This window comes from Streptococcus sp. oral taxon 056 str. F0418 (genome assembly GCF_000220065.1).
Taxonomy (GTDB): domain Bacteria; phylum Bacillota; class Bacilli; order Lactobacillales; family Streptococcaceae; genus Streptococcus.
The window spans coordinates 454,444-472,006 of the sequence record NZ_AFQU01000001.1; the positions used below are offsets into that span (position 1 = coordinate 454,444).

At 39.2% G+C, this 17,563-nt stretch carries 16 protein-coding genes; 4 read left to right on the forward strand and 12 right to left on the reverse strand.

The window, feature by feature from the left end:
• Positions 1-13: 13 nt before the first annotated feature.
• From HMPREF9182_RS02300 to HMPREF9182_RS02360, 12 genes are all read right to left on the reverse strand, one after another.
• Entirely contained in the window at positions 14-1,363 is a 1,350-nt protein-coding gene (locus tag HMPREF9182_RS02300; protein WP_037602572.1) for a PTS sugar transporter subunit IIC, read from the reverse strand.
• A gap of 19 nt (positions 1,364-1,382) precedes the next feature.
• Entirely contained in the window at positions 1,383-1,706 is a 324-nt protein-coding gene (locus tag HMPREF9182_RS02305) for a PTS sugar transporter subunit IIB (protein ID WP_009443587.1), read from the reverse strand.
• Between the two features lie 12 nt (positions 1,707-1,718).
• A complete protein-coding gene (locus HMPREF9182_RS02310) occupies positions 1,719-2,045 on the reverse strand; it encodes a PTS lactose/cellobiose transporter subunit IIA (RefSeq protein WP_009755122.1) in 327 nt (108 codons plus the stop codon).
• Between the two features lie 305 nt (positions 2,046-2,350).
• The gene (locus tag HMPREF9182_RS02315) at positions 2,351-4,246 is read right to left on the reverse strand and encodes a BglG family transcription antiterminator (protein WP_009443309.1); all 1,896 of its coding nucleotides are present in this window, start codon (positions 4,244-4,246) and stop codon (positions 2,351-2,353) included.
• Positions 4,247-4,707: 461 nt separating this feature from the next.
• Entirely contained in the window at positions 4,708-5,412 is a 705-nt protein-coding gene (locus tag HMPREF9182_RS02320) for a matrixin family metalloprotease (RefSeq protein WP_037602578.1), read from the reverse strand.
• A 115-nt stretch (positions 5,413-5,527) separates the two neighbouring features.
• Positions 5,528-6,319, reverse strand: a complete 792-nt coding sequence (locus tag HMPREF9182_RS02325; RefSeq protein WP_009754790.1) for an alpha/beta hydrolase — start codon at positions 6,317-6,319, stop codon at positions 5,528-5,530.
• A 204-nt stretch (positions 6,320-6,523) separates the two neighbouring features.
• On the reverse strand, positions 6,524-8,185 hold the full coding sequence (locus HMPREF9182_RS02330; protein WP_009755070.1) for a ribonuclease J: 1,662 nt from the start codon (positions 8,183-8,185) through the stop codon (positions 6,524-6,526).
• A 225-nt stretch (positions 8,186-8,410) separates the two neighbouring features.
• A complete protein-coding gene (locus HMPREF9182_RS02335) occupies positions 8,411-8,842 on the reverse strand; it encodes a SprT family protein (RefSeq protein WP_009443452.1) in 432 nt (143 codons plus the stop codon).
• Entirely contained in the window at positions 8,829-10,961 is a 2,133-nt protein-coding gene (locus tag HMPREF9182_RS02340) for a Tex family protein (protein WP_009754254.1), read from the reverse strand. Before HMPREF9182_RS02340 ends, HMPREF9182_RS02335 begins: the two co-directional genes overlap by 14 nt.
• Before the next feature lie 233 nt (positions 10,962-11,194).
• Positions 11,195-11,428, reverse strand: a complete 234-nt coding sequence (locus tag HMPREF9182_RS02345; RefSeq protein ID WP_369665117.1) for a DUF6568 family protein — start codon at positions 11,426-11,428, stop codon at positions 11,195-11,197.
• A 668-nt stretch (positions 11,429-12,096) separates the two neighbouring features.
• Positions 12,097-12,936, reverse strand: a complete 840-nt coding sequence (locus tag HMPREF9182_RS02355) for an ABC transporter ATP-binding protein (protein ID WP_009754985.1) — start codon at positions 12,934-12,936, stop codon at positions 12,097-12,099.
• 4 nt (positions 12,937-12,940) lie between these two features.
• Positions 12,941-13,327 carry a hypothetical protein gene (locus HMPREF9182_RS02360; RefSeq protein WP_009443952.1) on the reverse strand — a complete coding sequence of 129 codons (387 nt, stop codon included), beginning with the start codon at positions 13,325-13,327 and terminating at the stop codon, positions 12,941-12,943.
• 553 nt (positions 13,328-13,880) lie between these two features.
• On the opposite strand from HMPREF9182_RS02360, the gene HMPREF9182_RS10320 reads away from it, so the two are divergent.
• From HMPREF9182_RS10320 to zwf, 4 genes are all read left to right on the forward strand, one after another.
• A complete protein-coding gene (locus HMPREF9182_RS10320; protein ID WP_009754318.1) occupies positions 13,881-14,018 on the forward strand; it encodes an SPJ_0845 family protein in 138 nt (45 codons plus the stop codon).
• Positions 14,015-14,920, forward strand: a complete 906-nt coding sequence (locus HMPREF9182_RS02365) for a permease (RefSeq protein WP_009443272.1) — start codon at positions 14,015-14,017, stop codon at positions 14,918-14,920. Before HMPREF9182_RS10320 ends, HMPREF9182_RS02365 begins: the two co-directional genes overlap by 4 nt.
• Positions 14,917-15,732 (forward strand): TIGR03943 family putative permease subunit, encoded by an 816-nt coding sequence (locus tag HMPREF9182_RS02370; RefSeq protein WP_009754929.1) that lies wholly within the window; start codon positions 14,917-14,919, stop codon positions 15,730-15,732. The genes HMPREF9182_RS02365 and HMPREF9182_RS02370 overlap by 4 nt, the downstream gene beginning before the upstream one ends.
• A 167-nt stretch (positions 15,733-15,899) precedes the next feature.
• A complete protein-coding gene (gene zwf, locus HMPREF9182_RS02375; RefSeq protein WP_009754286.1) occupies positions 15,900-17,360 on the forward strand; it encodes a glucose-6-phosphate dehydrogenase in 1,461 nt (486 codons plus the stop codon).
• The last annotated feature ends 203 nt before the right edge of the window (positions 17,361-17,563 follow it).

A 17,563-nucleotide genomic window follows, 5' to 3' on the forward strand; every position in this document is an offset into this window, starting at 1 on the left:
ACTAGACTTAATCCTATAAATCATCTAGAGATAGGTCATCTAGAGAAATTTCGTCAAGTTCGTCTGATACGACTGCTACTGGCTCCAACTCATCCTTGAGATATTGCTTGTCCAAAGCTTTAAAGAATGGATAGTAAATCAGACAGTCTAGGAAGATCAGCAGAATCTGCCAGAAACCTGCAATCAAGCTACCTGTAGATAGCCAGCCTGAGAAGAAGAATGGTGTCGTCCAAGGCAAACCAACTCCTGTCGTTTTTGGAATAATACCGACAATGGTCGCAATCGTTGAGATTATAGTGTTAAACACTGGAGTTACGATAAATGGAATGGCTATTACTGGATTCAATACGACAGGCAAACCAAAGATAATCATTTCATTGATCCCAAAGATACCCGGAACGATGGCTAATTTACCTAATTTTTTCATCCGTTGAGATTTTGCAATGAAGACCATCAGGAAGACCAAGGAAAGGGTTGACCCGCCTCCACCAAAGTTGGTAAAGAAGTTACTAAAAGCATTGGTAAAGATATTTGGTAATTCTGTATGCGCCTTAAAGGCTTCCAGATTTTCTAGCGTCAGGACAGTACCTATTGGGCCAAATACGGTATTGGTAACAGCCGGACCATTGATACCAAAGAACCAGAAGAAAGTTGATAAGAACTGAGTGATTGGCTCTAGGAATACACTCTTACCAATCCCTACCAACGGTGTTTGTAAGGTCGTGTAGATAAAGTTGTGTGCAAACTTAAATGGTGTGAAAGTAAAACCGATATAAACTAGGAAAAAGAGTACCATTGGGAATAAACTTGGAATAAGTGCAGCAAACGATTGAGCTACTGCAGGTGGTACTCCATCTGGCATCTTAATCACCCAGCCTTTTCGGGCAATCATAACAAATAGACGAACCGAAATGATGGCTGTAATCATGGCAATAAACATACCAGATGCTCCAAAGTTTTTAAGGGCAAAACCAGCAAAGGCATTGTCTCCATTCATAAAGTCTGGATGTGTCTTTGGTGTGATAATGAGGAAACAAACCAGAGCAACAACAGCACCGGCAATAGCATCTGCTTCTAATTGTCGAGCATAGGAATAACCAATCCCAATAACCCCAAGCAAAGCAAGAACACTAAAAGTTGAGTCGACAACCGCATCCATATGTGCTTCCCAGCCCTTGCCAAAGAACTGAGCTATGAAATCTCCATACCCAGGAATAGGGAATTGTTGTAAGAGTAGAAAAATGGATGCAATAATAATTAAAGGCGTTGTAATCAGAAAACCATCCCGAATGGCAATCAAAACTTTATTATTACTAAGTTTTTCGGCTGTTCCGCCTACAGCTTTTTCAAAATTCGCAAACATCATCTAATCTCCTTTCTGCTTATTTTTTGGCCTTTAACAGTTGGATGGCACGTTTCAAAATTCGCTCGCCATCTACATTTCCGTAATCTTCTAAATCAATCACCGCTACCGGTGTCCCTTGAGGTTCATATTTATCTCGTGTCGCATTGAATTTATATTTGACTTGAGGACCGAGTAAGATAACGTCCGGATGAAATTCCTCTACAATGGCATCAAGTTTTGAGTCTGAAAATGCCTTGACTTCAAAGGGCAGATTGTGATTGTCTGCCACTGCTTGCATTCTGCTTGCTACAAGACTAGTAGACATGCCTGCGCTACAAAACAAGTAAACTCGTTTTTTCATAGCAAAATCCTCCTAATTTATTTCTGCTTGGGGCAATCTTTTATAAACTGCCAACAGTTCCTCAGCTGTGATTTTTAATAACTCTGCACTCATGAGTTGATCTTCGGCATGAAGCAACAAAAGTGAGAATTCAGGACCATCACCTGAGCTATCGCGTTGCAACAGTTCAAAGTGAATCTCATGTCCCTTCACGCGCTGCTCTTCACCATCATCAATTAAAGCCTGAGCCTGGTCAAAGTGCCCTAACTTGGTCTCAGCAATAGCTTCCATAAAAGCTGATCTCGCTGAACCCACAGCACTGATAATCTTGAAACAAACCAATTCCATCTCCTGCATCATCTAACCTCCTTTCATCAGATACTAAGCCCGTAAAACTCAAGATAAAATAGGAAACAGACGATGCGTTCGATGAGCGCAAGAATGTTTCACTTTTTTACACTGTGTTTAGGCGTGTTCTATTAACTAAGATATAAGAGCGTTAAAAACCAATTGAAAAATAGGAAATACATTGACGAAATCTATTTCTAGACTTATTTATCTTTTCTGAGGTTTTAGCTCACATTCGATTTGACTAGATAAAACAACTTTCCATTATAATAAAGAAACTATCTAATGTTTCTTGTCATTAGTGAACAATAAATGTACTACTCGTCCAAAATAGCACTGATGAATGCTTCTCCAGTTTGCGCTGAAAGGAGATTCTCCATTTTTTCTGGACGCCCCAAACAGTTGCCTAACCAGTGGAAAAACAGCTGTATAAATTGACTATCTGTATCTTTCAAAGCCAGCATAATGACCATCTTGACAGGATATTTCCCCCAAGTTATAGCCTCAGATAAGACAGCAATAGAGATAACCGATTGTTTACTATATGCTTGTAGCGGGTGTGGGATAGCAATTGCATAGTCGAAGTCCGTTGGCGATAGAGCCTCACGTTGTCTAACAGATGACAAGAACTCATCTGAAACGATACCTTCTTGATAGAGATTGTCCGCCATAAACTGAAGTACCGAATCTGCGTCCTTCATATCCAAATTGCTATAGAAGAAACGTTCTGTTAAAAATTTTCTGATTTGTAATGCTAACTGGACATCTGTTTGTTGTTTCTCGATTTTATTCAAAGCTGCAATCAAGGTCAATTCATCTTCTGCATTAAAGAATGTAGAAAGACAGACAACTGGGATTGAAAGAGACTGCGGAATTGGACTAAATGTGATGACTAGCTCAACCTCTTTTTGTTGCAATCGATCCACACTAAAATAATCACTCTGCTCTACAATCTGAATACGATGTGCAAATCGTTGCTCCAAACGTTCCAATGATGACGTTACCAAAGAATAATTCTTCGGTGCTAAGAGGTAGACTGGAATCTTACGACTCTCCATCAAATGCGAATAACTAGCTCCAATATGAACTGCAATGAGACCAATTTCTTCCTCATTCAAATCCGTTTCTAAAATATTTCCAAGATAGGTACTGATATTGACTGCAATATCAAAAACGAGTGGATACTGCCGTTTCAAATCATGGAAAAAAGCATTGGGCAATTCTAGGTCAAATCGTAACCTTTCAACTAAACCTTGTAAATGTAGGTGCAACCGCATTAAAAAGTCTTGATCGGCCAAAAAATCTAGGCCCGATAATTCTTCTAGCCGGCGGCCAATTTCTTGTACGACTTGGTCAAAATCAATCGTTTTCCCCTTGAAATCTGTTTTGATTCTCAGTTGTTGAATATCTCTGTAGGTGTTTAAAAGCCGAGCAAAACTATAAACCTCTGTATCAGGAATCATCAAATGAAAATGCCGAGCAATTTGATCGATAAAGTCTTGAGCAAGGGAGCGCTCCTGCTCTGTCACGACTACATCTTCTGGTAGTTCACCGATAAACTGCGCATCTATCGCTCGTCGTAGTGCAATGCCAATATGCAAGACCAGCATTGGCAAAGAAGCTGAACGCACAGGATAATCATAGCGCTTTAAAGTGTCCTGAAAGCATGTCCAAACCCACTCAAAATCCAAATCAGCGTACATATCCATCACTTTATCGAGATTAATAAAATCATCTTTAATTTCTGTAGCTAATAAATCACGATAAAAACGCCTCTTATGAAACTCTGTTCCTAAAAGCTCAATTGTCCCTTCCTTATATCTAAGCTGCAAATCGGGATAGGTCGCCACAATCTGCGTGGCACGTTGAAGATCCAATTTTATGGTTGGATAGCTGACGTAAAGTCTATCAGCCAAGTCTAACAAAGGATGAGCTCCCTTACTCGTCAGCAAGTATTTCAACAAAAAGTTTAAGCGTTCATCTGCTGTCTGAGGAAGAATCTTTGTTTCTACTATCTGTCGATTTTCTACCGATAGCAAATATCCTTTATGAGGATGAGACAATATGGTCCCTTCTACTTCTCGATTAATCTTTTCAATATCAGATCGGATGGTTCGATCTGAGACAGCTAATAAGGTAGCCAAAGCTTTTCCCTTCATCCAATCGCCTTGTTGTTCCAAAATGCTCAACAGCTGCTTTTGACGCTGGTTCATACTTTCACCACCTCTAATCCTCTAAATCTACTTCTATTATAGCAAAATAAACCGCTTCCAAAACATAAAACCCTTTCCTACGACTAGGAAAGGCTATCTTATTAATAATTACGCTAGAAATGAGTAAAATGGCAATCTTTATACTAGAAAGAATATTACAGCGCATGAATGTTTGAAAAGCACAATGTCTGAAAATGAGCGAAGAAGATTGACTCAGCTTACTTGAACAACGAATCAATAACAGAATGTTTAGATGGTGCTTCGGATGGATATGTATGCGCCGTATAAGCCCTGGGCAAAGAAAAAAGCGACTCAAAAACCACATAAGTTTTAGAATCGCCTTTAAGATGGAGGAGCCTCTAGTCGAAAGTACGAAACCAGATGCTTGAAACTTTGAGCCTCTACTCCTTTATTTCCCTTTTATTATAAACTTGCCTTTATGCAAGATACTTGATGATAAATTATGTTTGATATAATTCCTTGACCGCTTGGATATCTACTGGCTGAATACCAAAGAAAGAACCTGCCGATTGCATGACTGAATCCGACTCATTATGATCCAGACCGATTGCATGACCCAGTTCATGTGCTGCTGTATTGACAATACGTGTTTGTGTGTAGCCGTATTCCTTGTTTAAAAGATAAAAAGCATTCAAACGGACTGTCACACTGCTAAATCGCTTGGTCAATAAATTGGTCACTGATTCCGCTTCTCCAGCAGCTGTAATGCTATCATCATTCATTTCAGTGGCTACGATATTTGCCTGACTTTTGTCTTCCACTATTTGAAAGTGAAAAGCCCCTGTCGCATTCCAAGAGGCAATAGCTTCTTGATAGGCCGAACGAAAAATGGGATTTCTCGTCTCGATATAAATAGTTGCTGTCGCTGTATCCCACCGAGTCCCATCCGAAGCTGTCACATGTTCATCTGCTAGATGACCTCTTAGATTTTGAACTTTTTGGCTGATACCCGTATGAATGCCGTTCTCATCTAAAAAAGCATCCACATGATTCACTGCCGTTTGGAAGGCTTGCGATAGACCTGGTAATCCATCCTTCGTACTACTAGTCACATATAAGACACCTACTAATACCATAAACGACACAGAAACCGTCCAAATAAGTCTCCAGCAGATCGTCCACATAGATGTAAAAATCTTCCTCATTCTCGCCCCCTCTCTTCAGATAAATTTCGATTATAAACTAGCTTTCTTAAACTTTTCTGAATAATGAAATAAAAAAACTTCCATCCTATACGTAATAGAAGTCCTTTTATCTGATTTATGATAGTCTTTCCTCTGGCTGATAGCCTATCGGCAACCATTCTAAGATGTATTCTAATTGTTTTTCCCAATAATACCATTCATGCTTCCCTGGACTATGTTGGTATTCCAGTGATAGTCCCAGTTCCTGTAGCTTCTGAACGACCACTTGATTAGCCTGATAGAGAAAATCCTGCTCTCCACACCAGGCATAAAATTTTGTTTTCTTATCTGATTCGGCTACCATAGTGGTTAAAAAATGTTGCTCGACTCCAGGAGCTTTCAAATCACCAAAAACACCTTCCCAGTAAGCACGACTTCCTCCCGGAATAGCATCCAAGTCCGTACCATCAATTCCAAGACCGAGAGCACCTGAAAAAGAAGCCGCATAAGAAAATCGATTGGTTTTCAAAGCGATTTTATATGCGCCATAACCGCCCATCGATAAGCCAGCGATGAAATTTTTCTCGCGTTTGCGGCTCATATTTGGAAAAAAGCGATGTAAAACCTCTGGCAACTCACTCGCCAAAGCATCATAGTAATCTAAGCCGTAAGCAGTATTGGTATACCAGGCTAGGTCGGTTGACGGCATCACAACAATGAGATTCGTATGGCGCAATAAGCGTTCAATATTCGTTCGCTTTTGCCAAGAATTTTCATTTCCTCCCATCCCATGCAAAAGATAAAGGACAGGAATATCCTGATCATCTACCTGGTCTGGGTCAATTTCACTTGCATCTGGATAGATTACACTGACACGGCGTTCCATGCCTAAAATTTTAGAGTTATATTCAATGTCAAGAAAAGCCATCTCTATCTCCTATTTCTATTATGCTAGAGGCTGGGACAAAAGTCCTAGCCTCTCAATTGTCTTTGGATTGTCGAGCAAGACGCAGTGGTTGAGTGGGCTCTACTACGCTGATTTCATCAGCTTTTACAGCCCTACTCAACTGTGCGGAGGTGCGACGACGAAATCGAATTCTAACGAATTACCAATTTCTGTCCCACTCTCTTATTATTTCACTTCCATGACTACCGGTAAAATAGCAGGGCGACGTTTGGTCTGCTCAAAGAGATATTTAGACAGAGCATCACGGACATTTCCTTTTAAGTCTGCCCAGTCAAACTCTTCTTTTGCAAGGTAATCTTCAACAGTCTTATTGATTAGCTCCGCACTTTCACGTAGTATATCACGGCTTTTCTTAACATAGATAAAGCCTCGGGTGTGAACTTTTGCTTTAGAAATAATTTTCTTTTCACGACGATTGACACTAATCGCCACGATGAAGATCCCATCTTCTGACAATACTTTTCGGTCTCTAAGGACAATATTGCCGACATCTCCTATAGCATTTCCATCAATCAGTACATCACCAGCTGGGACTACTCCAGCAGGAACAAAATCGCCTTGATCGTATTCCATAACAGAGCCACGTTTAGGGATAAAGATGCGTTCAGGCAAGAGCCCGATTTCCATTGCAGCTTTGGCATGAGCATCTAACTCACGGTATTCCCCTTGAATCGGGAAAAGAAACTTGGGTTTCAAAAGATTTAGCATCAGCTGTAGATCACGCGCATTTCCATGGCCTGATACACGTAAATGCTGGGTAATCAACTTCACAACACCACCCGCTTGATAGATCATATTTTCCACACGAGCGACAACTGCTTCCTTTGCAATCGAAGGAGTTGTAACAATATATACCAAATCTCCTTCTTTGATTTCTATATAGCGGTGGCGACCAATTGACATCTTACGTAAGCCATTGATAGGCTCTCCCATACGCCCAGTCTCTAAGATAATCAGTTCATGATCTTCAAACTTGGTCATTTCCTTTGGCTTGATCAACAAACGTTCGTCGGCTAAGGAAAGCTTCTTCAGGCGGATAGCAGTACGGACAATATTTTCCACATCAAAACCAGTCAAAACAACACGACGACCTGTGTTTGCTGCAGCATCAAATACCTGCTGAATACGTGAAAGATTGCTAGCTACCGCAGCCACAATCACACGACCATCCCAATCAGCTATCGTCTGTATAATTTCATCGCCTACTTCACTCTCACTAGCTACCTGGATATTGCTATCTGCATTGGCAGAATCACTCAGTAAAGCAAGAACTCCATCACGTCCAATCTCAGCCAAACGGCCAAAATCTGTCGCATAAGACTCACTTGCTGACTGGTCAAACTTGAAATCACCAGTATAAACGATATTGCCTTCATCAGTCTTGATGACAACACCCAAACTCTCAGGAATAGAGTGAGTCGTTCTGAAAAAGGAAACGACCACATTACCAAACTCAATTTCAGTATTTTCATCAATCACATGGAAGTCATTGAATTTCTTAACTGTATCGTTGTTTTTCACAAAAAGTTTGGCCAACTCAATAGTAAGCTCTGAACCAAACACAGGCACCTTTGTTTCAGCCAAAAGGTACGGTAGTGCCCCAATAGCATCCGCATGGCCATGAGTCAAAAAGACCCCAGCGATTCGTTCACTATTTTCATAGAGGTAATCCATGTTTGGGATAACAACATCGACACCAAGCTGTTCATTCTCAGGGTATTTTAGCCCTGTATCTAAAACAAAAATTAATTCATCTACTTCAGCGATATAGAGGTTTTTCCCATTCTCTCTGACACCACCTAAAGCGATGATTTTTATTTTACTCATTCATCTGTATCCTTCCATACATTATTTTATTACTAACGGTCCTTGGAGTCCAAGTCGAATTACAGTCTTGCAACATTCGTCGCATATCTTTTTTATTATACAACTTTTTCATGATTTTTTCAAAAGAGCGCTCATTTAAAAATAAAAAGACAGCCTTTGTACTGACCCCAAAAAGTTAGACAGAAAAAATCTAACTTTTGAGGTGTAGTTACTCAGCTCTCTTTCTTATTTTAATAAATGCAATTCTCCTTTACAGCGACCACAGCGGTATCTCTTAAGATCAATTCTGCATTGCCTATAAAAATCTGTACAGCAGTTTCTACATTGATAATGCAGTTTTAATTTTTTAGCAGGAAGGCCTGGTGCGTAGCGCAAGCCATCAACCTGCTTAAGCAATTCTTTAAACTCTCTATCTTTATGGCGATAACCTTTGCCCTGATAATAGAGGTGATAATGAGCTAGCTCATGGCGGACAATTTTTCGGAAGGTCTCCAACCCAAAAGTTTCATAGATTTTTGGGTTGAAATCTAGATGGCCGTCTTTGGGAAAGAAGCGCCCACCAGTCGTCCGAAGACGCTTATTCCAAAAAGCTTGGTGGCGAAATTCCCAACCGAAATCTTCAAGTGAAACCTGCTTGACATAGTTAGTTAGATTCATTTGGTGCTATCAGAGAGAGATTGACCTTCTCTCGCTCCACATCTAGCTTATCCACCCAAACAGTAACCACATCGCCAACAGACAGGACTTGACTTGGATGCTTAACAAAGTTTTTACTGATCTTAGAAATATGGATGAGACCATCTTCGTGGATACCAATATCCACAAAAACTCCGAAATCGACGACATTTCGGACGACGCCTTCCAGCTTTTGGCCGATGCGTAGGTCCTTGATATCCAAGACATCCTGCCGCAGAACTGGTGCGTCAAAGGAATCTCGCAAATCTCGGCCAGGTTTGAGCAGATCCGCAATAATATCCTTGAGAGTTTCTTCTCCCAAGTCTAACTCTTTAGCCAAACTAGAAGTCTGAACTGCTTTTAATTTGGCTTGAGCTGTTTCATCCAAACTACTGATTTCCAGACGCTTAAAGAGCTCTTCCACCGCCTGATAAGACTCTGGGTGAACGCCTGTATTGTCTAGCAGATTATCACTCTCAGGAATACGCAGGAAGCCAGCTGCCTGTTCAAAGGCTTTTGCGCCCAGACGTGGCACTTTCTTGATGGCCTCACGAGACCGAATCAAGCCTTCTGTTTCCCGATACTTGACAATATTTTCTGAAATAGTCTTATTAAGACCAGCTACATGGGCCAGCAAGGCAGGACTGGCGGTGTTGATATTGACTCCGACTTGGTTAACCACGGTATCAACGACAAAATCCAGACTTTCAGACAGCTTTTTCTGGCTAATATCATGCTGGTACTGACCAACCCCGATAGACTTAGGATCAATTTTAACCAGCTCGGCCAAAGGATCTTGCAGGCGGCGGGCAATGGAAATAGCTGAGCGCTTTTCAACCGTCAAATCTGGAAACTCATGACGAGCCAGTTCACTAGCAGAGTAGACAGATGCTCCGCTCTCATTGACGATGACATAGCTGACAGTTGGATGGGATTTCAAAACTTCCGCTACAAAAGCTTCGCTTTCTCGGCTGGCAGTTCCGTTTCCGATGGCAATGATTTCGACACCAAACTGCTCAATCAGCTCTGACAGCTCCTTCTTAGATGCTTCAATCTGAGCTGGCTTTGCTGGTGGCACGGGATAGATGACATGAGTCGTCAGCATCTTACCTGTCGCATCCACAACAGCCAGCTTAGCTCCTGTTCTAAAGGCTGGGTCAAAGCCCAGTACTACGCGACCTTTTAGAGGAGCGATCAGGAGGAGATGGCGGAGATTCTCTGAGAAGAGCTGAATCGCTCCATCCTCAGCCACCTCAGTCAGCTCGGTCTTGATACGGCGCTCCATAGCTGGAATGATTTTCTTTTTAACCGCTTGCTGAATAGCTTCACTAATATAGGCGTTTTTCACCTTGAAACGTACTTCAAAGAAGCGCAGGATTTTCTCAAGATTATGCTCAAAACCAACCTTGAGAATACCTAACTTTTCACCACGGTTAAGAGCCAGGGTCCTGTAGCCTTGCATGGTCGCTACTTTTTCAGAAAACTCATAATAAATCTGGAAGACCTGCTTTTCATCCAAATCACCGTCTTTGAGACTGGATACGATAAAAGAATTGGTCTGCATCTCATGGTAGGTCCAAGCCCGCAGCTTGGTGTCTTCGGAAATCGCCTCGGTCAAAATATCCACTGCTCCAGCTAGAGCCTCCTCTGCTGTTGGAAAGGCTTCACTAGTCAGTTTCTCAGCTTCTTCCTGCAGATTAGCTGCATCCTGTAAGATAAGTCGAGCCAAAGGAAAGAGACCCGCTTCACGCGCAATAGTAGCCTTGGTACGGCGCTTCTCCTTATAAGGCAGATACAATTCTTCCACATCGGCCAGCTTTTCAGCAGCCTCAATCTCAGAGCGCAACGCATCCGTTAGTTTTCCCTGCTCCTCAATTTTAGCTAAGACCGTCGCTTTACGCTCTGCCAAGACAGTCATGCTCTTATCTAAGTCAATGATTGCCTTAATCTCGACCTCATCCAGATTTCCTGTCATTTCCTTACGGTAACGAGCAATAAAAGGAATCGTATTTCCTTCAGCGGTCAAATCTAGGACCTGTGATACTTGGTTTTCTTTAAGACCCAATTTCTGGGCAATTTTTTCAATATTTATATTTTCCATAACGTTTCTATTATACCATAAGCCATAGAACGATATAAATTAAAAATCAATCACACTAATAATTCTATATTTTACTCAAATGTTGAATGTGAAATACATCATTGATATTCATTAGTAATCAACAAATTCATATCATTACTTGAGTTAAATATAGCCATAAGAATAAATATAATTTTCTTTACACCTAATCTTGTTCATCATCAGATATAAAAACTAATGGGTCAAAAATATATTTATTTGTCACTTAGATTGGAAGTAATCCATTTTTCTAACTCATAAGGGGTAAAGCCATTATTTTCTTCAAAATCTAATTTAGCTACTAACTTCTTATTTTCATATATGGCAAAGGTCGGTGTCCCTTTTATTTTAAATTCTTTTTTAAAATGTTCCCACTCATTTTTGTTTTTATGAATTTCTTCCACATTAACATAATATAACTGTTTTCTTAACTTATATTTATCAATTATTTCATCAAATACTTAATATTCCTTTCTAACAAATTGAAAAACAGAAAACAAAACTGCTAGTATTGTATACAAAGAAACGAATATAGTAGTTATGATGGATTCGAAACCAGAAAATGAGTCAGGAGATAAATAATAAAATATCTGAAGTTGGTATATACTAGTATTCGCTAATAATATATTCACAAAATTAGGTAATATCCATAATAATAACAGTGATAAAACCACTACAACTCCCGTTTTTTCAAAATAAATGAGAAGATTCATGTTTATGGCAATATATAAACAAAAAATCATAAAGTAAACCACGATTTTCTGAAATATTGTATGTATATAATAGGATTCTGGTATTATAAACATTAAATTTAAAATGATATACATTCCAATATATTTTAAATATTCATATCCTATTAATCTGTATCGATTTGGTATACACTCAAGATAATATCTGATAATTTTTTTATCATGCCATTCTCCTATTGATAATAATTGATATAGAGTCAGAAATGATATTGTAACCGTCGAGAAAAATTTGTATTGCGAAATGATGGAATCTTCTCTTGTATGTGTTACTAAAAATATTGTAAAGCCAATATAAATCATTAAAGTGGTTAGGAAGAGTTTTTGATGGCTAATCTTTACATACTCTGATTTTATAAACTTTTTCACAGTCACCCCTCCTCTGCCATTAACTCTCTAATGTCCATAGTAACATCAGTGAATTCTATAACTAAGACATTGTCATTAATAAGTGATTTTAGTGTAGTATAAATATCTTTTTTTAATATTTCAATTTTAAAAATAGAATTTTGGTCTTTATCAAAACACCAACGTGCATGATACTTTTCTTGAAGCATCTTTCGTACAACAGAATTTTTAGAAACCACGATTTTATAAACCCTATTGTCATCATGGAGATTAATAATGCTTTGGATATTCCCCTCTCTCAAATACCAGATTGCATCAGAAATCTCTCCTAATTCTTCTAGTATATGACTCGATACAATTAATAGCTTCCCTCTTGATCGAAGCATTATCATAAGTTCTTTCAGTTGTTCCTTCGTTAGAATATCCAAACCGTTAAACGGTTCATCCAGAAGAATGATATCGCTATGATCAAGTAGTATTCGAGCAATGCTTAATTTCTGCTTCATACCTAAAGATAGTTGCTTAAATTTTTTGTTCTTTGCGTCCTTTAATTTTACTTGCTGTAATGCTTCCTCAATATTAACTTTTTGGCTTCCTGCCAATTCACTGAATAATGTAAGATTAGTGAAAACTGTTAAATCATCATAAAACGTTGGGCTTTCTATTGAAAATGCTAATTTCCCATCTAATTCAATCTCTCCTTGATAATCCACAATTAGATTGGATATGCACTTTAATAAAGTTGTCTTACCCGATCCATTATTACCTACTAATCCTATAATTTGGCCTTTGGAAGCTTCAACTGATATATTATTTAAGATAGTCTGCTTACCATACATTTTTCTCAAATTTGAAATCTTCATGATACTACCTCCTAATAAATGATACCGAAAACTCCTTATCGCCTTTAACAGATATTTTCGTTCTCGATTTTATGGAAATTTTAGGAGATTCCTCATAAATAACTGCATTTTGAGTATTCATTGGTTGTTTTTTTGCTTCTATGTACAACTTATCATTTAGAGTATAAATGTTACCATCTATCTGAACTTCACCTTGGCCCGATTTAGCATATAAAGCATAGGTCCCAGCTGTCAACTCTAAATTTTCTCCTTGCTGATATGAACCTGAGGTTAAAGTTGGTAAGTCATCTTTAATAAATCCTATCCGAACGCCTTTCGATTGATATATAGAATAAACTATCAAGGCTACTATCATTACAATTATGGAAATAAAAACATATTTTTTCTTCATCTTATTATCCCTCGCTTAAATTAATAATAGTATCAGATATTTCATCAAATTGGTCGTCATGTGTAACAATGAATATGATGCGTGTTTTTTTAATTCTACAATTATTTCCGAAAATATCATTCAGACAAGATATATGGTAAACTAAAAGATTGAATCTAGACTATAAACGTTCCATCTGAACTTTAATCCAATATAAAATAATCATTAAATCCTTACAAGGCTATAAGACTTATCCTCAGCCAGTACATATCCAAGCAGCCTTTTACTAAGACTGCTTGTTTCTTTGAAGATTTTTCACGATTTTTTATTTAATATTTGTGGTAGAAACCTATAAACAAAAATTCATAACTCTTTGTTTTGTAATCGGTTTCATTATCTGTCTGTATTGTACTTTTATATCTAAAAATTGTCAATCTCTCCTATTCTTTTTTCTAGATTAGATGAATTATTCTTAAGAAGAGAGCCATTTATACATAGAAACCATATCTCTTTTTTATATATTTAGATAAAAGGTAGTATAATAGAATTATTATTTTAGAAATGAGGTAGCTCTATGGCTGTGAAATTTACCAAAACAGATGATCTAGATAAGATGTTCGAGGAGTTTGCAACTTTACCTAAGCTGGAAAAGGTAGAATTTCCTGATGATAAAAAGAAAAAAGAAGCGCAAGAAAAGGCTGAAAAAGCATGAGTTTCTTTTCGAATCTTCCGTCTAGCGTTTTACAAGCTGGCGCTATCTTTCTCTCCATCATCATTGAGGCCCTACCTTTTGTTTTGATTGGAAGCATTATTTCTGGCTTTATTGAGGTTTATGTCACGCCAGAAAAAGTTTATCACTTCTTACCCAAAAATAAATGGGCTCGGATTTTCTTTGGAAGCTTGATTGGTATTGTCTTTCCATCCTGTGAGTGCGGTATTGTTCCCATAATTAACCGCTTCTTAGAAAAGAAAGTGCCCAGTTACACAGCTGTGCCTTTTCTAGTGACAGCACCCGTTATCAATCCTATCGTGCTCTTTGCGACCTACTCAGCCTTTGGAAATTCTTTTCGAACGGCTCTGCTTCGTGCTTTAGGTTCTATGGTAGTGGCTATCGTTTTAGGGATCTTTCTGGGCTTCTTTGCTGACAGCAATATTCAAAAAGAAAACCGCAAGGCTGTTCACGAGCATGACTTTTCACATCTCAGCAAGGGACAGAAAATCTTTCAGGTCTTTGTGCAGGCTATTGATGAATTTTTCGATACCGGTCGCTATCTGGTCTTTGGCTGTCTCTTTGCCAGTCTGGTCCAAGTCTATGTGCCAACCAGAATCCTGACCTCCATCAGCTCGACACCAGCTGTCGCTATTCTTCTCCTCATGCTGCTGTCCTTCCTGCTCTCACTTTGTAGCGAAGCTGATGCTTTCATCGGAAGCTCCTTAATTTCGAGCTTTGGCTTATCACCAGTCCTAGCTTTCTTGGTTATTGGACCTATGCTAGATGTTAAGAATCTGCTGATGATGAAAAACTACTTTAAGACGCGCTTTATCTGGCAATTTATCTGTCTAGTCACCATCGTCGTCTTTCTTTACTCTTGGCTTGTGGGGGTGGTGCTATGATCCGATTTCTAATCTTAGTCGGCTACTTTGAGATCACCATGTACCTGCAGCTGACAGGTAAGCTCAACCAATACATCAATCTCCACTATTCCTATCTAGCCTACCTATCTATGATTTTATCCTTTATCCTAGCAGTGGTTCAACTCATCGTCTGGATGAAAAAGATGGAGGTCCACAGTCATTTAAACACTCGCTGGGCCAAACTAGGCAGCGTGCTGCTCCTTGTCATTCCGCTTTTTGTAGGAATTTTCTTTCCAACTGTTACTTTAGATTCGACCACAGTTTCTGCTAAAGGGTTTCATTTCCCACTGGCTGAGGGAACGTCAACTGCTATTCAGCAGGACGAAGGTACAACAAGTCAGTATTTGAAACCTGATACCAGCACCTACTTCACAAAAGGCGCTTATGAAAAAGAAATGCGGGCAGCTGCCAAGAAATATATCAACAAAAGTTCCATTCAGGTCACAACTGAAAACTACATGGAAATCATGGAAGTCATCTATGATTATCCCGACGAGTTTGTAGGCAAGACGCTGGAGTTCACCGGCTTTGTCTACAATGACCCGAGCGATCAGAAAAGTCAGTTTCTCTTTCGCTTCGGTATCATTCACTGTATCGCCGACTCAGGTGTCTATGGACTTTTGACGACTGGAAATGCCCAGCATTTTGAGAACAATACCTGGATTCATGCTAAGGGAAAAATTACCATGCACTACCATAAGAGCCTGGGTCAAAGCCTTCCAACTCTTGAAGTCGAAAGCTTTGATAAGGTAGAAAAACCGGATAATCCTTACGTTTATCGCGTATTTTAAAAGTGAAAGCGAGACTAGCACAACCGTGTCTTAAACTCGCTTTTTTTATTTATACAGCTATCGATTCCCTTCTATCTATCCCTCTACTTAGAAACCATCTTTCTAAATACAATCTTTATAAAAAATGTGATAAAATAGAGACATCATTTAGAAAAAAAGGTATTAGGATGTCTTCAAAAGTTATTGTTACAATTTTCGGTGCCAGTGGAGACTTAGCTAAACGCAAGCTCTATCCTTCGTTATTTAGATTATACAAGTCAGGAAATCTCTCCAAGCATTTTGCTGTGATCGGTACAGCACGCCGGCCTTGGAGCAAAGAATATTTTGAGTCTGTCGTCGTAGAATCTATCTCAGATTTAGCCGACAGCCCAGAACAAGCGCAAGAATTTGCCAGCCACTTTTACTATCAAAGCCATGATGTATCAGATACAGAGCATTATATTGAGCTACGTAAATTACAAAATAGGCTTAATGAAGAGTACCAAGCAGAGCACAATAAACTCTTCTTCCTCTCTATGGCTCCACAATTTTTCGGTACCATTGCTAAGCATCTCAAATCAGAAAAGATTGTCGATGGCAAAGGTTTTGAACGCTTAATTGTTGAAAAACCTTTTGGGACTGACTTAGAAACCGCTAGCCAACTCAATAGTGACCTATTAGCAGCTTTTGATGAAGAGCAGATTTTCCGGATCGATCATTACCTTGGAAAGGAAATGATTCAAAATATCTTCGCCATTCGTTTTGCCAACCTGCTTTTTGAAAACATTTGGAATCGCAACTACATTGACAATGTTCAAATTACCTTTGCCGAAAAACTGGGCGTAGAAGAACGTGGCGGATACTATGACGAATCGGGTGCTCTTCGTGATATGGTTCAAAACCATACCTTACAGCTACTGTCACTCCTTGCTATGGACAAGCCAGAAAGCTTCACAAAAGACGCTATTCGAGCAGAAAAAATCAAAGTATTTGAACACTTGATCCAACCGAGTCAAGAGGATTTGAAGAAATACTTTATCAGAGGCCAATACAAGTCTGGTAAAGTCAATGGGAAAAAATATATATCCTATCGTAGTGAACCAAATGTTAATCCGGAATCAATGACTGAAACATTTGTCTCAGGTGCTTTCTTTATCGATAGCGATCGCTTCCGTGATGTTCCTTTCTTCTTCCGAACTGGTAAACGCCTAACCGAAAAAGGAACCCATGTCAACATTGTCTTTAAACAAATGGACTCTATTTTTGGTCAATCATTAGCGCCAAATGTTTTGACGATCTATATCCAGCCGACAGAGGGCTTCTCGCTCAGTGTCAATGGAAAGGAAGTTGGGGAACTCTTTAACTTATCACCTATTTCTTTTGACTACCGTACAGATGCGACAGCTTCAGGTGCATCACCTGAACCGTATGAAAAATTAATCTTTGATGTGCTCAACAATGACTCAACTAACTTTAGTCATTGGGATGAAGTGAAAGCTAGCTGGAAATTGATTGATCAAATCGAAGAACTCTGGAGACATAATCAAGTACCACTTCATGAATACGCAGCTGGTACAATGGGACCTACGGCTTCTGATGAATTATTATCTCAATTTGGAGCGAAGTGGCAGTGGAACCCTCATAATTAAATACAAAAAAAGAGAGTATGACAGAAATCGGTAATTCGTTAGAATTCGATTTCGTCGTCTCACCTCCGCACAGTTGAGTAGGGCTGTAAAAGCTGATGGAATCAGCGTAGTAGAGCCCACTCAACCACTGCGTCTTGCTCGACAATCCAAAGACAATTGAGAGGCTAGGACTTTTGTCCCAGCCTCTTTTCAATATACTTTAG